At 66.4% G+C, this 18,347-nt stretch carries 14 protein-coding genes and 2 pseudogenes; 6 read left to right on the top strand and 10 right to left on the bottom strand.

From position 1 onward, the window contains the following. Nucleotides 1-71: 71 nt before the first annotated feature. From QE394_RS16815 to QE394_RS16800, 4 genes are all read right to left on the bottom strand, one after another. Nucleotides 72-1,787: an LpqB family beta-propeller domain-containing protein gene (locus QE394_RS16815; protein WP_056084978.1), complete on the bottom strand. Its 1,716-nt coding sequence runs from the start codon at nucleotides 1,785-1,787 to the stop codon at nucleotides 72-74. Next, nucleotides 1,784-3,577 carry an MtrAB system histidine kinase MtrB gene (mtrB, locus tag QE394_RS16810; protein WP_349035425.1) on the bottom strand — a complete coding sequence of 598 codons (1,794 nt, stop codon included), beginning with the start codon at nucleotides 3,575-3,577 and terminating at the stop codon, nucleotides 1,784-1,786. The genes QE394_RS16815 and mtrB overlap by 4 nt, the downstream gene beginning before the upstream one ends. A 160-nt stretch (nucleotides 3,578-3,737) precedes the next feature. Continuing rightward, complete coding sequence (gene mtrA, locus QE394_RS16805; protein WP_015937620.1) at nucleotides 3,738-4,412, bottom strand: MtrAB system response regulator MtrA; 675 nt, start codon at nucleotides 4,410-4,412, stop codon at nucleotides 3,738-3,740. 615 nt (nucleotides 4,413-5,027) lie between these two features. Continuing rightward, complete coding sequence (locus QE394_RS16800) at nucleotides 5,028-5,264, bottom strand: hypothetical protein (RefSeq protein ID WP_349035105.1); 237 nt, start codon at nucleotides 5,262-5,264, stop codon at nucleotides 5,028-5,030. 140 nt (nucleotides 5,265-5,404) lie between these two features. Between QE394_RS16800 and QE394_RS16795 the strand changes: the two genes are divergently transcribed. From QE394_RS16795 to QE394_RS16770, 6 genes and pseudogenes are all read left to right on the top strand, one after another. Continuing rightward, nucleotides 5,405-6,085, top strand: coding sequence for a hypothetical protein (locus QE394_RS16795; protein WP_349035104.1), 681 nt, complete (start codon nucleotides 5,405-5,407; stop codon nucleotides 6,083-6,085). Further along, on the top strand, nucleotides 6,075-6,722 hold the full coding sequence (locus QE394_RS16790) for a DUF4129 domain-containing protein (RefSeq protein ID WP_056084975.1): 648 nt from the start codon (nucleotides 6,075-6,077) through the stop codon (nucleotides 6,720-6,722). The genes QE394_RS16795 and QE394_RS16790 overlap by 11 nt, the downstream gene beginning before the upstream one ends. After that, nucleotides 6,719-7,915, top strand: coding sequence for a DUF4350 domain-containing protein (locus QE394_RS16785; protein WP_349035103.1), 1,197 nt, complete (start codon nucleotides 6,719-6,721; stop codon nucleotides 7,913-7,915). The genes QE394_RS16790 and QE394_RS16785 overlap by 4 nt, the downstream gene beginning before the upstream one ends. Before the next feature lie 36 nt (nucleotides 7,916-7,951). Further along, nucleotides 7,952-8,909, top strand: a pseudogene (locus QE394_RS16780) (MoxR family ATPase). Continuing rightward, nucleotides 8,909-10,201 carry a DUF58 domain-containing protein gene (locus QE394_RS16775; RefSeq protein WP_056084966.1) on the top strand — a complete coding sequence of 431 codons (1,293 nt, stop codon included), beginning with the start codon at nucleotides 8,909-8,911 and terminating at the stop codon, nucleotides 10,199-10,201. Before QE394_RS16780 ends, QE394_RS16775 begins: the two are co-directional and overlap by 1 nt. A gap of 31 nt (nucleotides 10,202-10,232) precedes the next feature. Then, a complete protein-coding gene (locus QE394_RS16770) occupies nucleotides 10,233-10,982 on the top strand; it encodes a DUF4166 domain-containing protein (RefSeq protein WP_261619181.1) in 750 nt (249 codons plus the stop codon). Nucleotides 10,983-11,002: 20 nt separating this feature from the next. Here QE394_RS16770 and QE394_RS16765 read toward each other — a convergent pair whose 3' ends face one another. From QE394_RS16765 to QE394_RS16740, 6 genes and pseudogenes are all read right to left on the bottom strand, one after another. After that, on the bottom strand, nucleotides 11,003-12,067 hold the full coding sequence (locus tag QE394_RS16765; protein ID WP_349035102.1) for a hypothetical protein: 1,065 nt from the start codon (nucleotides 12,065-12,067) through the stop codon (nucleotides 11,003-11,005). Beyond that, a complete protein-coding gene (locus tag QE394_RS16760; RefSeq protein WP_056084961.1) occupies nucleotides 12,064-12,471 on the bottom strand; it encodes a chorismate mutase in 408 nt (135 codons plus the stop codon). Before QE394_RS16760 ends, QE394_RS16765 begins: the two co-directional genes overlap by 4 nt. Nucleotides 12,472-12,569: 98 nt before the next feature. Then, a complete protein-coding gene (locus QE394_RS16755; RefSeq protein WP_056084958.1) occupies nucleotides 12,570-14,285 on the bottom strand; it encodes an ABC transporter ATP-binding protein in 1,716 nt (571 codons plus the stop codon). Then, nucleotides 14,282-15,308 (bottom strand): annotated as a pseudogene (locus QE394_RS16750) (ABC transporter permease). Before QE394_RS16750 ends, QE394_RS16755 begins: the two are co-directional and overlap by 4 nt. Nucleotides 15,309-15,310: 2 nt before the next feature. Next, a complete protein-coding gene (locus QE394_RS16745) occupies nucleotides 15,311-16,402 on the bottom strand; it encodes an ABC transporter permease (RefSeq protein WP_056084952.1) in 1,092 nt (363 codons plus the stop codon). A 122-nt stretch (nucleotides 16,403-16,524) separates the two neighbouring features. Next, the gene (locus QE394_RS16740; protein WP_349035101.1) at nucleotides 16,525-18,156 is read right to left on the bottom strand and encodes an ABC transporter substrate-binding protein; all 1,632 of its coding nucleotides are present in this window, start codon (nucleotides 18,154-18,156) and stop codon (nucleotides 16,525-16,527) included. Nucleotides 18,157-18,347: the final 191 nt, after the last annotated feature.

Genomic DNA, 18,347 nt, shown 5'->3' with positions numbered 1-18,347 from the left:
AAAGCAGTGTGAGTGCCTATGTGGACCCAGCCCAATGCCGCGTTCCCCCTGGGCGGCAGTGCGTGTGGCCCCTACCCCGGGTACGAAGGATCGATGGGGCCTTTGATTTGCGGCGACCAGCCGTTGCCCAGCCGCTGGAAGATGCCCTCGGACGATTGCCCGTAGATCTCCTCCGGCCCGTTTCCTGCGCTGAGCGCCACCAGGCCCGGCCAGGGAGCGAGCTGCTGGGGCTGACCCGAGGTGAGGGAGAGTAATTCCGGCGTCACGTTGGCCGCCGCCGCGCCCTTCATGACCACCACCGTGGAGTCGTTGACCCAGGCACCCTGGTCCGGGTTGCTGTCGGTCGCCAGGGTGGTCGGCTGGGTCAGTTCACGGGGTGTCCCGTCGCCGCCGCGGATGATCCCGGCGACCTGGACCCGGGTCTTACCGTTCTGTTCAGAAATGACCAACGCACGGACGCCTTCCCGGGATATCCGGAATTCCTTGACGGATCGTCCCGCCAGCCAGGCCGGCGCCAGCGTCACCGACGGAACGGATGCCCCTTCCGCGACTCCGGTGGGGCGGAAGGCCACCACTTCAGTGGCGCCGTTTCCCCCGGGGCCAGCCGACCAGACCCAGTCGTTGAGGCTGAAGGAGGGCCGGCTCAGGGTGCTCCGGGTCGTCAGGGCGCGGGCCGGCTGGCCCGGATTGATGCTGTACAGGGTTGTCCGGCTCTCGTTGAGGAAGGCAGCGGTCTGCGAGACCGGCGATTCCGCGGGGAACCGCGGGTCGAGGGCGGAGACGGGCTGCATGTCAGGAAGCGGCGAAATCCTGTTGTTTTCGTACCGCACCAGCTCATTGCCGCTGACGGCGATCTGGCGCGAGGGCGCACTCTTGTCCTGTACCGGCGGGAGGACTGAGCCGTTGTCCTCTACCCTCACCAGGTCCTGGTTGGCCCGCAGCTCGACATTCACGACGTCGGGCTGGCTGCGGAAGGTCAGGGTGAGCTGCATCTGCATCCGAAGGCGGTCCTCCGGGGATGTCTCCGTGAGTTCCTTGGCCGTCAGGTCCACCTGCGCGGCCCCGGAGACTACCGGGACGGACTCGCGGGCGAGTTTGATGCCCGACGGGAAGGCGCTGGCCACCGCGCCGCGAAGGTAGGGGGCCGGCCCCGCCAGCAGGGCACTGGTCATGGCCTTGACCGTCTTGTTCCTGATGAACCAGCGGACGTCGGGGACGGCGTAGGTGAATGTGGGGTCGTAGAAGTAGATGGGATAGGCGCCGTAAATCACCTTGAACGTTTCCTCAGCGATTGCGGTCCCGTCCGGTATTGCCGAGATACGCCATTCCCCGTCCACCTGGGTGACCGTAACGGGGATCCGTTCCACGGTGCCTTCCGGGGACTGGGTGGTGATGCCGTCAGCATCGACGGTGTAGGCCACATCCAGTTCATAGTTGTAGACGTTTTCGATGCCTGTGGCCACCACGCGTGCGTCCCGGTAGACCAAGGCACGCTGGTCCGGCTTCCAGGACACGGACGAGGCCTGCGTGAGGTACTGGCGGGCCACGGCGTAGTCATCCTCGTAGCCGCTGCCTGCGCGGTAGAAGTAGTCAATGATGGTTTCCGGCGATGCGCCCGGTTGGGGCGCAGCCGGGAGGAAGACCGGCGCGTTCAGGTTGCCGGCGCTGCCTTCGCTGCTTTTGCCGACCGGACCCGAGATGGGGATCCGGGCGCAGCCTGCCAGCACCACAACCAGCAGCGCCAGCAGGAAAGCACCGAGCTGTGCCGGACGGCCGCGGCCGGTCATGGGTTCTCCTTCGTCGTCGGCACCGGTGCCAACCGCGCCGCTCCGGTTTCCAGGACCAGGATGTTCCTGGTGTCAGGTTCCCGGGGAACGCTGCCCGGTTCGCCCGTGGTGATGTTGTCTTCGGGTTCGAGCTGGACCGGCGAGTTGCCGATCTCTTCGCCTTGGCGCAGCGGCAGGGTAAGCCGGAAGTTGGCCCCGCTGCCTTTCCTCCCCCACGCCTGCAGCCAGCCGTTGTGGAGCTTGGTGTCCTCCGCGGCTATGGACAGCCCCAGGCCGCTGCCGCCGGTGGTCCGTGCGCGGGCAGGGTCTGCGCGCCAGAACCGGTCGAAGACCCGGGCCGCCTCGGCCGGTTCCATGCCGATGCCGTGGTCACGGACAGCGATGCCGACGGCGGATTCGCTCGCTGCCACAGTGACAGTCACCGGCCTGCCCTCGCCATGTTCGACGGCGTTCAGGATCAGGTTCCGCAGAATCCTGTCGATCCGGCGCGCGTCCATGTCTACGACGATGGCGCCGGCCGGTGCACTCAGAACAATCTCCGATCCGTACTCCGCGGCTACGGGCGACGCGCCCTCAATGACGTGGGCGATGACTTGGAGGATGTCTTCCGGTTCGGCATCGAGCACCGCCACACCGGCGTCGAAGCGGGAGATCTCCAACAGGTCCGAGAGCAGCGACTGGAACCGCTCCACCTGGTTGTAGAGCAACTCGGCAGACCGTTTGTTGATGGGATCGAAATCGTCACGGGCGTCGTACAGCACTTCGGCCGCCATCCTGACCGTGGTCAAGGGAGTGCGCAGTTCGTGGGACACGTCGGACACAAAGCGCTGCTGCATCTGCGAGAGGGTGGCGAGCTGGGTGATTTGCTCCTGCAGGCTGGCAGCCATGTGGTTGAACGAGGCGCCCAGCCGGGCGACCTCGTCCTCGCCGCGGACCACCATCCGTTCCTGCAGTTGCCCGGCGGCCAGTTTCTCCGACACCATCGCCGCGTGGCTGACCGGGCTGACCACGTTGCGCGTGACGTACCAGGCCACCGCACCGATCAGGAGCACCAGCACTGCACCGCCGGCCCAGAGGACGCTTTGGATCTCGTCCAGGGTCTGCTGCGCCGTGTTGAGGTCATAAATCAGATACAGCTCATAGACCGTGCCGTTGAAGGTCACCTTGTTACCGACGGCAATGCCTGGCCGGTCCTCGGTGCCCACAGGGATCACGGTGGACGCCCAGTACTGGTCTTTGCCGGATTCCTGGACCGCTTTGCGGAGCTCCGGGGGGATAACACTGACTGTCAGCTGGTCCGAGGCCCGGGACTCCACCCAGCGGTTTCTTGGCTTGGTCTGCTCCGGCATGGCTTCGAAGACATAGCGGCGCTGGATCACGGAGCCACGGCCTTCCACGGCGTTCAGGGTGTCGTAGACCAGCGTGATGACACTCGACTGGTCGGTGACCTGAGCGCCGTCGAACGTCTCCTGGACCTGCTTGACGTTGTACCGGGTTTCCGATTCGGCCTGTGTCAGCCGTTCCTGGAAAAGGTTGTTGGCGATCTGGTTCGACAGGTACGCGCCAACTACGGCGAACGACGTGACGGCCAGAAGCAGGGTGGTGAGGACAGTCCTGAACTGCAGGGAACGGCGCCAACGCTTTTGCAGGGCGCGTCCGACGTAACGCAGGGCAGGCAGCAACCGGAGGATACCGGTCTTAACGAGCCTGGCCACCCTGAGGCTGACAATGACGGCACGCCGCTGCCAGATCCGCACGCGGAAGGCGAACTTCCTGAATCCGGGGCTGATGGCATCCGTGTGCTCCGGCGCCTGGTGGTGCTGCGCTGTCTGGTGATGCTGCGGTTCCTGGTCCGGCTGTGCCACGGCATGCTGTTCCGAAGCCGCTGCTTCTCCGGGGGTCGCCTGGGCGGGGACGCCGGTCCGGCGTTCCCCCTCGGAGGAAGCGGGGTCAGGCCCCTGCTTTGTAGCCGACACCACGCACCGTCAATACAACTTCCGGAGCTTCCGGGTCCTGCTCGATCTTGGACCGCAGGCGCTGGACATGGACGTTGACCAGGCGGGTGTCTGCCGCGTGGCGGTACCCCCACACCTGTTCGAGCAGCAGTTCACGCGTGAATACCTGCCACGGCTTGCGGGCAAGGGCCACCAGGAGGTCGAACTCCAGCGGCGTCAGGGAGATACGTTCGCTCCCGCGGCTTACTGTGTGCCCGGCAACGTCAATGGTGATATCCGCGATCCGCAGGGTTTCGGGCGCCTTCTGGTCTCCCGGGCGGAGCCTGGCCCGAACACGTGCCACAAGTTCGGCGGGCTTAAACGGTTTTGGTACGTAATCATCGGCGCCGGATTCAAGGCCACGGACGACGTCGGAAGTGTCTGCCTTGGCGGTGAGCATGACGATCGGAACGTCCGACTCAGCGCGGACCTGCCGGCAGACCTCAATGCCATCCACGCCGGGAAGCATAAGGTCCAGCAGGACAAGGTCCGGCCGCGATGACCGGAAGATGTCAAGCGCCTGGGCGCCGTCCGCGCAGAAGACGGGTTCAAAGCCGTCATTGCGAAGAACGATTCCAATCATTTCGGCCAGCGCTTCATCATCGTCAACCACCAGAATGCGTGCCTTCATAGTTATATATTCCCTTATCAGGGGGGCTTTGTCCTGTTGAGCGGCTTCGGCATGGCGGAACGCTAGGACGTCCGACGCCGGAACTATAGGCTGGGACCGTGCCGGACCTTCCCGGCGGCCAGGGGCTGTCAGGGCCCGGTCGCGGGACAACGGTGCGGCCGGAATGGGGGAAGGAAGAGCGTGTCAGGACAGGATTCAGGCCGGGAGGAACCGGCTATACCGGAGCAGCCCTCCGACGGTTCCCGGGAACCCTGGCCCGGCCGGGGCCAGGACGGCAGCGGCGGGTACCAGCGGGACCGGGACGATGACGGATGGGCGGATCCGAACCGGGGAACTGCCGGCGGGGGCAGCGGGACTTGGGGTGGTACGCCGTCGTGGGGTCCCTTCGGGCCATGGGACCAGCAGCCACGCGCCAGCCAGGACCAGCCGGGCCCGCATGGCCAAGCCCAGCCAGGTCCGGGTCAAACCCCACCCGGCCAGCAGGCACCGTGGAACGGTACCCCCGCCGGTTTACCCGGGCGCTGCCTATCCGCATCAGCCCTACGGAACGCCCTATGGACCCGCCTCCGGGATCCAGTACGGCCACCAGTATGGGAGCCCCTACGGACAGCCCCGCTACGTTGCCCCGCCAAAGCCCGGCATCGTTCCGCTGCGGCCGCTGATGTTCGGCGAAATCCTTGACGGCTCCTTCCAGGCGATCCGCCGGAACCCGAAAGCCATGCTGGGTGCCGCCCTGCTGGCGCAGTCGCTCTCGGCGATACTGGCCGCCGTCGTCACGGCCGTGTCCGCCACTTCTGCCGGCTCCATCGAGGCCTGGGTGGAGGGCGCCAGCCCCGCGGATTTGGCCGGCATGGGGTTCGGTTTCGCAGGCGCCATCCTGGTGGTCAGCATCCTGACGCTCGTCATTTCTGCGGTACTGCAGGGGGCCATGGTGGTGCCGGTCGCCCGCTCGATCCTCAACAGGCCCACAGGGTTCCGCCAGATGTGGGCCCTTGCCAAATCCATGGGCCGGTGCACTGATTGGCCTCGCTGCGCTGCTGGTGGCTGCCGTGCTGCTTGCTTTCCTGATATTTGGTGGAGCGGCTTTCGCGCTCATCGCCGGAACCGACCGGGCAGCGGGCGCACTGTTCCTGATTCCCCTTGTCCCTGCCTTCATTGCAGTATTTGCCTGGATCGCCATCAAGGTCATGGTGGCCCCTGCCGCGGTGGTCATCGAGGAAGTCGGTCCGCTCGCCGCCCTGCGCCGGTCCTGGCAGCTGACCCGTGCCAACTGGTGGCGAATCTTCGGAATGACACTGGTGGTAAGTCTGTTGGTGGGCGTGATCAGCCAGGTAGTGATGATCCCGGTCAGCCTGCTGACCAGTTTCCTCGGCACCGTGGTCTCGCCCCACGGCGGATCCGGACAGGACGCGGGGATGGCGGTGGCTTTAGGGATTGCCACCGCTGTCCTTGGCGCGCTGGTGGGCGCGTTGGGTTACGCGTTCCAGACGTCGGTGATGGCCTTGCTGTACATGGACCTCCGCATGCGGAAAGACGGCCTGGACATTACGCTCCTCCGCATGCTCGAGACGGGTGCTGATCCCGACGGCGTCCCTGGCCGGGGTGCGGCATTCACCGCACCGGGCCGCAGTTCCCAGGGGCCGTCCGGAAGTGCATGGCCGGATGTCCGCTGAACCGCCGGTGCTTCCCGACGCGGAACAGGCACGCAGGTGGGCCGCGGAGGAGCTGGCAAAGCCTGAGTACCGGGAGGCCCAGCCGTCCTGGCTGGAGGCCGCGTGGCACGACTTCCTCGAGTGGCTGGGTTCCCTGGACGGCCCCTCGGGACCTGACGGGTCGGTTCCCACCCCGGTCATAGGCATCGTTATCGTCCTGGTCATAGCCGTGGCCCTTGTCCTGGCCCGCCCGCGGCTCAACCCGGCCGCCCGGAAGCCGAAGGATGTCTTTGGTGCCGAGACCATCGTCACTGCCACGGACTACCGCCGGCGCGCCGCTGAGGCCGCGGCCGCCGGAAGGTGGGGCGACGCCGTCGTCGACCGTTTCCGTGCCCTGGTGCGCTCCGCCGAGGACAGGGCCGTCATCGATGCGCAGCCGGGCCGGACCGCGGATGAAACCGCACGCGAACTATCCGTGCCGTTCAGGTCCGAGGCGCAGCGGCTGGCACAGGCGGCCGCGGCCTTCGACGCGGTCCGCTACGGCAACAGGCCTGCCGGCGGTGCGGTGTACCAGGACATGGTCCGGCTCGACGACGCCCTGGCGGCAGCCAAACCCGAACGTCCCCTGGACCGGCACCAGCCGGCGGTCCTGCCATGACCGGATCCGTGTCCGAAGCTGACGTTGCCCGGGATGCCGGCCCGCGGCAAGCTGCCGGCCCGTCCTTCCGGTCACGGCTACGCCGCCACCGGGGACTGGTGGCGTTCGGCGCGCTGGTCGCCGTCGGGCTTGGCCTGGTCATCTGGGGCCAACTGGCGCCCAAGGGAGACGTCGTCCCCCTGTCCGTGAGCAATGCCGGCCCTGACGGCGCCCGTGCCGTCGCCCAAATCTTAGGCAACCACGGGGTGCAGGTCCACGACGTCCGGAACTACGACGCAGCGATGGCTGCCCTGGACGCCAGTTCATCCCCCACCCTCCTGATTTACGACCGGAAAGGAGCCCTCGACGGGCAGCGCCTCCGTGGCCTCGCGGACTCAAGTGCCCGGGTAGTGGTGGTCTCACCACGCCTTGAGACGCTCCGCGCCCTGGACGGCGGCATCCGGCAGGCAGGCGTTGTGCCGGAGGGCACGCCCGCGCTGGACCCCGGCTGCTCCCTTCCGGATGCGCGGGCGGCAGGACAGGTCAGCGGCGGGTCAGGATTCGTGTACGACGGCGGGACCACCTGTTTCCGCCCGTCCGGCTCGGCCGCCGGAGTGCTTGCGGCCGGCGCTGACGGCAGGCTGGTAGTCCTCGGCAGCACCGCAGTCCTGGGAAACGAACGGCTTGACGAGCTGGGAAATGCCGCCCTCGGGCTGCGGCTGCTGGGTGCTTCCCCTGACCTCGTGTGGTACCTGCCGTCATTGGAGGACATGGACCTCACCGGATCGCCGCGCACCCTCGACGAACTGGCCCCGGATTGGGTGCGGTTCGTGGGCCCGTGGCTGGTGGTCGTCGCCCTCGCCGCCATCGCCTGGCGCGGCCGGAGGCACGGGCCGCTGGTCTTCGAGCCCCTTCCCGTGGTGGTCAAGGCAGTGGAGACTGCCGAGGGCCGCGCCCGGCTCTACCACGACAACCGGGCCATGGACCAGGCACGGGACAACCTGCGCGCGGGCACGTTGTCCCGTCTTGCGGCTGCCCTCCGGCTTGGTCCGGGAGCCACCGCGGAGGCCACCGTTGATGCCGCGGCACGGCAGTTGGGTACGGCGGCATCCACGGTCAGCGACCTTGTCAATGATCATCCCCGCAGCGAGGCACGCCTGGTGGCCTGGGCCCGGGAACTGCACACACTGGAGAAAGAGGTCAAAAGACGATGAGGTGAACATGGCAGCGGCCAGCGGGTCCTTGACCCGATGGAGCACGACTCCGCCCGGCAGGCGCTCCTGGACGTCCGGCATGAAGTGGCCAAAGCCGTTGTGGGACAGGACGCTACCGTCACCGGCCTGCTGATAGCCCTGCTGTCGCAAGGCCATGTCCTCCTGGAGGGGGTGCCGGGCGTCGCCAAGACCCTGCTGGTGCGGGCGTTGTCCGCTGCACTGGACCTGGAGACCAAGCGGGTGCAGTTCACTCCGGACCTCATGCCCGGCGATGTGACCGGGTCGCTGGTCTACGATTCCCACACGTCCGAATTCACGTTCCGGGAGGGGCCGGTCTTCACCAACCTGCTGCTGGCTGACGAAATCAACAGGACGCCGCCCAAGACGCAGGCCTCCCTGCTCGAAGCCATGGAAGAACGCCAGGTCTCGGTGGACGGGGAGCCCCGCCCGTTGCCGTCGCCCTTCCTGGTTGCCGCCACGCAGAACCCGGTGGAGTACGAGGGGAACCTATCCCCTGCCGGAGGCACAGCTGGACCGGTTCCTGCTCAAGCTCACCATGCCATTGCCGGAGCGCGGCGACGAGATGGAAGTCATCAGGCGCCACGCCGTTGGTTTCGACCCCCGGGACCTGGCAGCGGCGGGCGTGCGTCCTGTGGCGGATGCCCGTGACCTGGAGCGGGCCAGGCAGGCGGTGGCCACTGTGGACGTGGCCCCTGAAATCATCGGGTACATTGTTGACCTCGTGCGGGCTACCCGGGCTGCCCCGTCCTTCCTGCTGGGCGTATCGCCACGCGGGGCGACAGCACTGCTGAACACGTCGCGGGCCTGGGCATGGCTGTCCGGGCGGGCGTTCGTCACACCGGACGACGTCAAGGCGCTCGCCCTCCCCTGCCTGCGGCACCGGGTCGCCCTGCAGCCGGAAGCACAGATGGACGGGGTGCAGGTGGATGACGTGCTGGGCAGCATCCTGGCGTCGGTCCCCGTCCCGCGCTGATGGCCATTTCCGGGCGTTTCGTCCTGCTGGTACTGCTGGGGCTGGTACCGGTCCTGCTGCTGCCGGGGTGGGGTTCGTTCTTTGCCGTGGCCGCTGTGCTTGCAGCCGTTGCAGGCGCTGACCTTGCCCTGGCCGGATCGCCCGGCTTGCTGCAGGTCGTCCGTGGCGGGCCCGTAAACGTTGCCCTCAACGCGCCGGTGCACGCCGCCCTCACCATCCATAACAACGGCCGGCGCCGCGTGCGCGGCAGTTTCCGCGACGCCTGGCAGCCTTCGGCCGGGGCGGCCGACCCGATCCAACCGGTGGACGTGCCCGCGGGCGAAAGCCGGCGTGCCGCCGTCGTGCTCCGGCCCTTCCGGCGGGGGGACATAAAGTCCCCGCATGTTACCTTCCGTTCCTTCGGCCCCATGGGACTTGCCGCCCGGCAGCGGACCGTCACTTCCGCCGGGTCAATCCGGGTGCTCCCGCCGTTCAACTCGCGGCGGCACCTGCCCTCGAAGCTGCAGAAGCTGCGCGAGCTCGACGGCAAGGCGGCGGTCCAGATCCGCGGCGCCGGCACCGAGTTCGACTCCCTGCGCGACTACGTCCGGGGCGACGACGTCCGGTCCATTGACTGGCGGGCAACGGCGCGGCGCTCTGCCGTTGTGGTACGGACCTGGCGTCCCGAGCGGGACCGCCGCGTGCTGATGGTGCTGGACACCTCCCGTACCGCGGCGGCAAGGATCGATGACGAGACCCGGCTGGACAGCGGCCTGGAAGCTGCCCTGCTGCTTGGCGTCCTCGCCGAGCGCGGCGGAGACAGGGTGGACTTCCTGGCTTTCGACCGCAGGGCACGCGCCCGGGCGGGCACCGCGGGCAAGGGCAACCTGCTGGGCCGGCTTGTCCAGGCGATGGCACCGCTGGAACCGGAACTCATCGAGATGGACTGGGCCGCCGTTCCTGCCCAGGTACGGGCGGTAACTGCCCACCGCTCCCTGGTGGTGCTGCTGACCAGCCTCGACGGCGGGGCACCGGAGGAAGGCCTCATTCCCGCGGCGGCGCAGCTGGCCGTACAGCACGTCGTGGTGGTGGCTGCGGTGCGTGACCCCCAACTGGGCGCCATGCTGTCCGAACGCAGCGATGCTGCAGGGGTGTTCAGGGCAGCCGCCGCCGAGCGTGCGCTCCTCCAGCGGGCCGCCGTGAGCGCTGAACTCCGCCGTTTCGGCGTGGAAGTTGTGGATGCCGAACCGCACCAGCTGCCCCCCGGGCTGGCCGACATGTACATCCGGCTCAAGGCTGCCGGTAGATTGTGAATCAAGCGCCGCAATCCAGCAGGAGGTCCCCTTGAACGCACCGATCTATCAGCAGGCCCTGGGCGCGGATTTTAGCCGGCTCCAGCCGGAACTCCGGGAGTACTTTTCGCTGGTGCCCGGCTCGGGGCGGTACGGCGTCGGTGAGGGAACGTTCGACGTCGTGGGCTGCCGCCAGTCCTGGCTGCGCCCACTCATGCGGCTTACCAGCAGCGAAGAGGCGTTCTTTCCGGAGTACGGCGAGAATGTCCCGTTCCGGATCGAGAACCACGCGCACCTCGATCCCTTCGGCCGTTCCAGCCTCACGGCACGGCGGGAGATCCGATTCCCGGGCCGCACCCGCATGTTCCAGGACACAACCAGCGTCAACCAGTGGAGCGAAGGGCAGGAGCAAGGCGAAGGAAAAGGTCCGCGCGGCGGAAGCCACCTGGTGGACTACGTGGGACGGTACCGGCGGATGGTCACCGACCTGAACCTCAGGGTGACCCCGGAGGGCAGGCTGCGCGGCGTATCCGAGGCGTCCCGCCTCTTCCTGGGGCCGCTGCGCATTCCCCTGCCGTCTGCCCTGGACGCCAAGGCCTACGCCGAGCAATGGTGGGATCCGGCCGTAGGCCCCGCCGGCAGGCACCGCATCCAGGTCAAAGTCATCCAACCGCAGATCGGCCTGGTGCTGGTGTACGCCGGCAGCTTCGATTACCGGCTGCGGCCCTACACCGGCGGCAGCTCCGCCCAGAGTTTCCTGCCCCGCTACGCACAGCCTGACCGGTGGGAAAACCGAACCTGACCGTCCCGGCGCGGTCTGCCCTAGCCGAGGGCCTGCTGGTTCAGGCCGTCGGCCACCTTGGTCAGCTGGCCCAGGAGTTCCTGTGCCCGGGACGGGGTGACGGCGGCGAGCCCGGATGAGGGAGTGATCCGGACGCTGCTGATGGCCGCGGCAGGAAGCCCGAGCTGCCGCCACGGGCGCCAGACTGCGTCAACACAGTCAGCGGTCTTCGTCCGTGCACTGCCGGCAACGTCCAGCGCACCGATCCAGAGCCGCTTTCCCGCTTCAGCGGCACCCGCCAGCTGTTCCCACTGGCGGGTGGTCAGCGCCTTGAGCGGCACGGCGATACCGTCGGCCCCGGCCGCGAGGATCTGTTCGAAAGGCGCCTCCACCTCAGGTACCGCAACAACAGTTTCCACGGAGCCGGCAGCGCGTAATGAATCAAGGACCAGGCGCCACGAATCCCGGGCTTCGGAACCTGCCACCGCACGGAGCGTCCGGTAGCCGCTGGCCGTGGGAATGGTGCCGGCCAGGACCGCAGCGATGTCCGGTTCGTCAAGCTGGACAACCAGCCGGGCTCCGGGCACGGCGGCCGCCACCCTGCCGAGGTACGTTCCCAGGCCGGCAGCCAGCGACGCCGCGAGGTCCCTCCGGGCACCGTAGTCGATCAGGGCACGCTCACCGTTATGCAGGTGCAGTCCAGCTGCGAGGCTCATCGGGCCGACCAGTTGAACCTTGATTTCCGGGGCAGGGCTGTCTTCTGCGCCTGCGACATCGGCCAGGATATTGATGTCCGTGGACAACGCCGAGGCCGCGCGGCGGTAATCCTTGCCGGGCCGGTCCACCAGGCGCCAGCCGAAGGGCTGCACATCGACGGCCAGCTCTTCAAGGAGGGACGCGGTGCGCCCCAAGGCGTCGGACCCGACGCCGCGGGCCGGGAGCTCGGCGAGGAACGGCATGTGCGGGCTGCCGAGTTCGCCACGGATGATCCGCGCTGCTTCATAGGGGTCTTCACCCGGCCACTGCCCGAGTGCCGTGGCGGTCACTTCCGTGGGCAGGAGCTGTTCCGGCGCCGGAGCGGAAGCCCCCGGGTGTTGGGCGGTCACGCGCGCGTCGGCGCCTGCGCCTGCCGGCCGGTCGCCGCCTGGTGGTCCTCGGCAATGGCTTCGTGGTGCCGGATGACTTCGCCAATGATGAAGTTGAGGAACTTCTCGGCGAACGCAGGATCCAGGTGCGCGTCCTCCGCCAGCCTCCGAAGCCTCGCGATCTGCGCCGCTTCCCTCCCGGGATCGCCCGCAGGCAGGCGGTGGTTGGCTTTGAGGAATCCGACTTTCTGCGTTGCCTTGAACCGCTCCGCCAGCAGGTACACCAGCGTCGCATCGATGTTGTCAATACTGGAGCGGATTGACAGCAGTTCAGCCATCACCGACTGGTCGACCTGCCCGGCCAACGAACTGGCGGAGGGGTCAAAATCGTCGGAACCGGAAGAATGGAGGTTGTGCTGCGTCATGCATCCAGTCTATGGGCAGGCAGCGTAATGAAACGGCTGTGAAGCGCCGATGCAGCGTCTGCCGCACCGGCGCTTCACACCGTGGCCGAACCCCGCTCCTAGAGGCCCAGCAATGCCCGGCTTTCCTCCCGCCGCCGGGCCTGCTCGTCAGGATCGGGAACGGGAAGCGATGCGATCAGGCGGCGGGTGTAGTCGTGTTGCGGGCTTCCCATGACCTGGCTGCCGATCCCCTGTTCCACCAGCTTTCCCTTGTACAGCACGCCCACCCACGTGGACAGGATGTCTACCACCGCAAGGTCGTGGCTGATGAACAGGCAGCCGAAACCGAACTCCTCCTGGATGTCCCGGAACAGCTCCAGGACCTTCGCCTGGACCGAGACGTCGAGGGCCGACGTCGGCTCGTCCGCAATCAGCAGCCGCGGGTTCAGGCTCAGCGCGCGCGCCAGCGACGCCCGCTGCCGCTGCCCGCCGGAGAGTTCATGCGGGTACCGTCCCGCATACGACGCCGGGAGCTGGACTGATTCGAGCAACTCGCCGACGCGTTTGCGCAGCTGCGCTTCGCTGGGCCGGGTGTGGATCACCATAGGCTCGGCGATGCAGTCCCCGATGGTCAGTTGCGGGTTGAAGGAAGCGGCCGGGTCCTGGAAGACGAAGCCGATGTCCTTGCGGAGCGGTTTGAAGGTCCTTTCCCGCAGGTCCAGCATCTCGTAGCCAAGGACCTTGAGGCTGCCGCCGGTGGTCCGGTTCAGGCCGGCGATGGCCCGCCCAATGGTGGTCTTGCCGGAGCCGGACTCCCCCACCAGCCCGAATACCTCACCCCTGGACAGGGTGAAACTGACGCCGTCCACTGCCTTGAATGCCGGTGTTCCCAGCCTTCCCGGGTATTCGATGGTGAGGTTTTTCGCCTCGACCAGCACCTCCTCTTCCTGGTGGCGCCGTTCCGTCAGCCCTTCCGACGCCGAGTTCCGGCCCAGGTGCGGCACTGCGGCCAGGAGCTGCCGGGTGTACTCCTGCTTGGGCTCAGCGAACAGCTTCCGCGCCGGGGCCTCTTCCACGATGTCGCCCCGGTACATCACCACCACCCTGTCGGCCAGGTCTGCCACCACACCCATGTTGTGGGTAATCAGGACGATCGAGGTGCCGTATTGGCCGCGCAGGTCGCGGAGCAGTTCCAGGATTTCCGCCTGGACGGTGACGTCGAGGGCTGTGGTGGGTTCATCAGCCACGATCAGTCCGGGGTTCAGTGCGAGGGCTGCTGCGATGACCACCCGCTGCTTCTGCCCGCCGGAGAACTGGTGCGGGTAGTAGTTCACCCGGTGTTCAGGATCCGGGATACCCACCTTGCGCAGGGCATCGATGGCCCGTTCCTTGGCTTCCTTGGCTGAGACCCGCTTGCCGCCGCCCTGTCCGGAGTGGGCGCGGATACCCTCTGCGATCTGCCAGCCGACAGTAAAGACCGGATTCAGCGCCGTGGACGGTTCCTGGAACACCATTGCCACGTCCCGCCCGCGGATCTGGCGCAGGCGGGCAGGGCTGAGGCTGATGATGTTGGTGCCGTTGATGAGGACGGCGCCGGAGCTGGTGGCCGTTTCAGGTAGCAGGCCGAGGATGGTTTTGGCGGTGACGGTCTTGCCCGAGCCCGACTCCCCAACGATGGCCAGGACTTCACCGGCCTTGAGCTCCAGGCTCACATCCTTGACGGCATGAACGTCGCCGGAGTCGGTGGCGAAGGTGACCTGCAAATGGTCGATGCCAAGGACAGTCTTCGGTCCGGGGCCTCCGCTGCCCGATGGCGTATCCAGGTTTTCGGTCACGGGTTGCTCGATTCTGTGTCAGGTCCCGGGGCGGCGTTGGCGGCCGGAGAGGCGACCGGGGCCTTGCGGTTCGCCCGTTTACGGCCGCGCAGGCGGGGATCGTTGAGGTCGTTGATGCTTTCACCCACCAGGGGTCAGTCCCAGGACCACCCACACAATGGCGAGGCCCGGGAAGACTCCCGTCCACCAGATACCGGAGGTGGTGTCGGCAAGGGCCTTGCTCAGGTCGAAGCCCCATTCGGAGGCGGAGCTGGGTTCGATGCCGAAGCCGAGGAAACCCAGTGCGGCGAGGGTGAGGATCGCCTCGGACGCATTGAGCGTGAAGATCAGTGGCAGTGTCCGCGTTGCGTTCCGGTAAATGTGGCGGGTGATGATGCGCAGGTTCGAAGCACCCACCACCTTGGCGGACTCAACGAACGGTTCGGCTTTGAGCCGGATGGTCTCAGCCCTGATGACCCGGAAGTACTGCGGGATGAACACCACGGTGATGGATATGGCCGCTGCCATGACACCACCGAAGAGGCTGGACTGCCCCCCGCTGATCACGATGGCCATGACGATCGCCAGCAGCAGGGAAGGGAAGGCGTAGATGGCGTCCGCCACCACCACCAGGATCCGGTCAAGCCAGCCGCCGATGTAGCCGCTGACGAGGCCAAGGATGACTCCGGCGAAGATGGACAGCACAACGGCGATGATGATGACGAGCAGTGCCGTCTGGGTTCCCCACATCACGCGGGAGAGGACGTCGTAGCCACCCACGGTGGTGCCCAGCGGGTGCTTGCCGCCGGGTGGCTGCTGGGCGGGAAAGTTTCCGTCGCCGTCAGACAGTTGGGCGAACCCGTACGGCGCGATGAACGGGGCAAGCAGTGCGGTCAGGAGAAAGACTGTCGTCAGGACGAGGCCCATGATGAGCATCCCGCGCTGCAGCCCCACGCTTTGGCGCACATGCGACACCACCGGGAGCCGAAGGAAGAAGGAGGCCCGCGGGTTGGCCACGGGTGCTGGAACTTCAGTTGTGGACATGGTCAGTACCTCACCCGCGGGTCGATCAGCGCGGCGACGACGTCCACGATGAAGTTGGTGGTGGCGACGATGACTGCCAGGAGCACCACGATGCCCTGGACGGCAACGTAGTCACGGGCCGTAAGATAGGTTGCCAGCTGGAAGCCCAGCCCCTTCCATTCGAAGGTCTTCTCGGTCAGGACTGCACCACCGAGCATCACGGCGATCTGCAATCCCATCACGGTGATGATCGGAATCAGCGCCGGTTTGTACGCGTGCTTGGTCACCAGCCTGAACTCGCTGACCCCGCGGGAACGGCCGGCCTCGACATAGTCCTTACCGAGCGTGCCGATGACGTTCGTGCGTACGAGGCGGAGGAAGATCCCTGCTGTCAGGAGGCCCAGGGCGATGGCCGGAAGCACAGCATGGGCCATGACGTCGCCCAGGGCAGCCATGTTCCCGCTGCGCAATGCGTCGAGCCAATAGATACCCGTGGGCGCCTGAAGCGAAGTCAGTGCCAGCTCGGTTGATGTCTTTGCCCGCCCGGCCACCGGCAGCCAGCCCAGCCAGACAGAGAACGTCAGCTTCAGCAGCAGTCCGGCGAAGAATACCGGGGTGGCGTAGCAGAGGATGGCGAAGATGCGCAGGACGGCGTCCGGAACGTGGTCCCTGCGGTGTGCCGCCAGCATGCCCAGCGGAATGCCGACGAGGAGCGCCACGATCAGGGCGTTGATGCTCAGTTCCAGGGTGGCGGACCCGTAGGTGCCGAGCATTTCGGTCACTTTGCGGTTGTCTGACAGTGTGGTCCCGAAATTGCCGGTCACCAGCTGTCCCAGATATTCGAAGTACTGCACCAGGATGGGCCGGTCGTAGCCGGCGGCGGTGATCCGCTGCTGCAGCTGGTCGGGCGGCAGCCTGCCACCCATCGCGGCGGTGATCGGGTCGCCTGTGATCCGCATGAGGAAGAACACCATGGTGACCAGGATGAGGATAGTGGGGAAAATCAGGAGGAAACGGATCAGGATGTACTGGCCAAGTCCCCCGCCGGACGACTTCTTCTTGGCCGGCAACAGGCCGTCGGAATCTTCCGGCGGCGCTTCAATCAATGTGGTCATCGGATTACCTAAAAACTAAAGCCCGCGCCATTGCTCCCCCACAGGACTGGCTGGAGGCGGCCAACGGGGCGGGATGCTGATGCATCCCGCCCCATCTCCCGCCGTGGGCAGAATTGGCCGGACTACTTGGAGATGACACCCAGGCGGGTCTTGAACGAAGCGTCCAGGGTGGTCTCCACGCCCTTGACGTCGGCACCGGCCACCAGGACCTGGGCACCCTGGAGCAAAGGCAGGGTGGAGAGGTCCTTGGCGACGGCGTCCTGGGTTTCGCCCAGGATCTTGACGCGCTCGTCCTTGTCCACCGTGGTCAGCTGCTTCTGGATCAGTGCCGCAACGTCGGCGTTGTCGTAGTGGTTCTTCAGGAAGTTACCCGGAACGAAGAACGGGGTGAGGTAGTTGTCCGGATCGGAGTAATCGGGGAACCAGCCCAGCTGGTACACCGGGTAGGCATCGGCGGTGCGGTCCTTGGAGTAGGTGACCCACTCGGTGGACTGCAGGTTCACGGTAAACAGGCCGGACTTTTCAAGCTGTTCCTTGATCATGGCGTATTCGTCGCCCGAGGAGCTGCCGTAGTGGTCCGGGTTGTACTGGAGCTTGATGGTGACCGGACCGCTGATTCCTGCATCGGCGAAGACCTTCTTGGCCTTGTCCAGGCTCGGCTTTCCGCCATCTCCGTAGAGGTCCTTCAACGGCTGCTTTGCGCCGAGGAATCCTTCCGGGACCACGGAGTAGGCAGGCAGGTACGTACCCTTATAGACCTGGTTGGCGATGGCGTCGCGGTCCACAATGTTGGCCATTGCCTGGCGGACGGCCAGTGCCTTTGCGGGGTCGGCCTCGGGAGTCTTCGCACCGAACGGCATGGTGTCGAAGTTGAAGACGATGTACCGCAGCTCGCCACCGGGCCCCTTGTGGACCTTGACCTTGGAATCTTTCTCCAGGTCGGCGACGTCCGTGGCGGTCAGCGACCGGCCGGCAACATCGATGTTGCCCTGCTGGATATCGAGCTTGAGGTTATTGGCGTCGGCGTAGTACTTGATGTTTGCGCCGTCGTTGGCAGGCTTGCCGAGCAGTCCCTGGTAGTCAGGGTTCACGCTAAGGCTGATGAGCTCGTTCTTCTTGTAGCTGTCGATGCTGTAGGGACCGGCGAAGGGCTTGGCCTTGACGATCTCGTCGTCGCCCATGACCTTGTCCGCCGGGAAGACTTCCTCGTCGATGATGGGTCCCGAGTTTGAAGCCAGGACGCCCGGGAAGACCTGGTCGTTTGCGGCCTTGAGCTTGAACACAACGGTGGTGTCGTCAGTCGCCTCAACGGATTCCAGGTTGCTCAGCAGCGACGCGGGGCCGTTGGGGTCCGCGATCTTCACCACGCGGTCGATGGAGAACTTCACATCCGACGAAGTGAGGGCATGCCCGTTGGCGAATTTCAGGCCGGATTTGAGCTTGACCGTGTACTCGGTGGGGGCGGTAAAGGACGCTGATTCAGCGATGTCCGGCGAGGCGTCCGCACTTCCGGGCTTGGCGTTCAGCAGGAAGGGGTAGACCTGGTTCATCACCAGGAAGGAACCGGCGTCGTAAGAACCCGCGGGGTCGAGGGTGACCACTTTGTCAGTCGTCCCGAGGGTAATCGTGCTGCCTCCGCTGCCGTTTGTGGAGGTACCGCCGCCGCCCGACGGGCCCGTGCAGGCCGTCAGTGCGAGCGCGGAGATGCCTGCCAGCGCGATGGCGCCGTGCAGTGCTTTGTTGCTCTTGGTCATCTCTGAACTTTCTGTCCGATGAGTACCTGCGCGCCGGCCACGAAAAAGCGCATGAGCCCGGGCAGCGGCGCGCAGTGCTGATGGGTAGATTCAATCAGAGAGTCAGCACCCAGGAGCGCCAATCCTGTGAGTTGAGACACAAAATTTACCTTGGGCAACAGATGTTTTCCTCCGGCCCGCCAGTCAAGGGG

The organism is Pseudarthrobacter sp. SORGH_AS 212 (genome assembly GCF_030818145.1).
In the GTDB taxonomy this organism is placed as follows: Bacteria; Actinomycetota; Actinomycetes; order Actinomycetales; family Micrococcaceae; genus Arthrobacter.
The sequence above is the reverse complement of the archived record's forward strand: the minus strand, read 5'-3'. Positions and strand labels throughout refer to the sequence as shown.

Bases quoted from the DNA above. Each gene is read 5' to 3' on its own strand.
- QE394_RS16815 (WP_056084978.1), bottom strand. From the start codon at position 1,787: ATGACCGGCCGCGGCCGTCCGGCACAGCTCGGTGCTTTCCTGCTGGCG.
- mtrA (WP_015937620.1), bottom strand. From the start codon at position 4,412: ATGAAGGCACGCATTCTGGTGGTTGACGATGATGAAGCGCTGGCCGAA.
- QE394_RS16800 (WP_349035105.1), bottom strand. From the start codon at position 5,264: ATGCCGGCCAAATCCGCGGGGCTGGCGCCCTCCACCCAGGCCTCGATG.
- QE394_RS16790 (WP_056084975.1), top strand. From the start codon at position 6,075: ATGTCCGCTGAACCGCCGGTGCTTCCCGACGCGGAACAGGCACGCAGG.
- QE394_RS16785 (WP_349035103.1), top strand. From the start codon at position 6,719: ATGACCGGATCCGTGTCCGAAGCTGACGTTGCCCGGGATGCCGGCCCG.
- QE394_RS16775 (WP_056084966.1), top strand. From the start codon at position 8,909: ATGGCCATTTCCGGGCGTTTCGTCCTGCTGGTACTGCTGGGGCTGGTA.
- QE394_RS16760 (WP_056084961.1), bottom strand. From the start codon at position 12,471: ATGACGCAGCACAACCTCCATTCTTCCGGTTCCGACGATTTTGACCCC.
- QE394_RS16745 (WP_056084952.1), bottom strand. From the start codon at position 16,402: ATGACCACATTGATTGAAGCGCCGCCGGAAGATTCCGACGGCCTGTTG.
- QE394_RS16740 (WP_349035101.1), bottom strand. From the start codon at position 18,156: ATGACCAAGAGCAACAAAGCACTGCACGGCGCCATCGCGCTGGCAGGC.